This is a genomic window from Methylobacterium sp. CCH7-A2 (assembly GCF_001557075.1).
GTDB lineage: Bacteria > Pseudomonadota > Alphaproteobacteria > Rhizobiales > Beijerinckiaceae > Allobosea > Allobosea massiliensis.
Genome location: NZ_LSKN01000094.1, coordinates 1 through 853, shown reverse-complemented (window position 1 = coordinate 853; position 853 = coordinate 1). Strand labels below are relative to the sequence as shown.

1 pseudogene is annotated in these 853 nt (G+C 62.4%); it reads right to left on the bottom strand.

Annotated features, from left to right (window positions below):
• Positions 1-733, bottom strand: a pseudogene (locus AX750_RS25905) (IS5 family transposase); the annotation flags it as partial.
• Positions 734-853: the final 120 nt, after the last annotated feature.

The window sequence follows — 853 nt, the reverse complement described above, 5'->3', positions numbered from 1 at the left end:
TAGGCTTCGTGGACAAAGGGTAGCCAGAGTTTGACTGCGGCAATGGCGACGAATCCGAGGTAAGATTCCTTGCTCTTGTCGTAGCGTGTGGCGACGCGCCGCCAGTTCTTGAGCTTGCTGAACAGACGCTCGATCAGATTGCGCCACTTGTATTTCTCGGCATCGTGCGGCGCAGGGTTCTTGCGGTTGCGCTTGGCCGGTATGACGGCCTCGATCTCGGCTTTCGCCAACTCCTCGCGAATGGCGTCGGCATCATAGCCCTTGTCCGCCAGCAGCGCTTCGATCTTGTCGGCGACCATCCGCAGCAGCGGCGCGAAGCCCTTGACGTCGTGTGCCTCTCCGCCCGTCAGGACGAAGCCGAGCGGGCGGCCTTTGGCATCGCAGCGGGCATGGAGTTTGGTGGTAAAGCCGCCACGCGATCGACCAAGCGCCTCTGTTTGCTGAGTCCCCTTTTTATGCCGACTGCGCAGTGATGCGCCCGGACGATGGTTGAGTCGATCATGTCGGCGGAGGGGTCTCGCTCGACCATCTCCGCCAGGCTTTCCAGCATGGCGTCGAAAACGCCGACCTCCAGCCAGCGCCGGTAGCGGCGGAAGACGCTGTTCCATTTGCCGTAATCGTCGGGGAGATGCCGCCACTGCGCGCCCGTCCGCGCCAACCACATCATGCCCTCAAAGTAGCGGCGGTTGTCCTGCGCCGGTCGGCAACCGCGCCCGTGCTCGGCCGGCAGCAAAGGCCCAATCAACGCCCATTCCTCGTCCGTCAGACCGATCCGCTCGCCCAAGGCTTCCTCCAAAAAGAAGCCTTGAATCAATCCGCGTGTCTCAGGTCAAGCTTTGTCCACGAGGCCTAG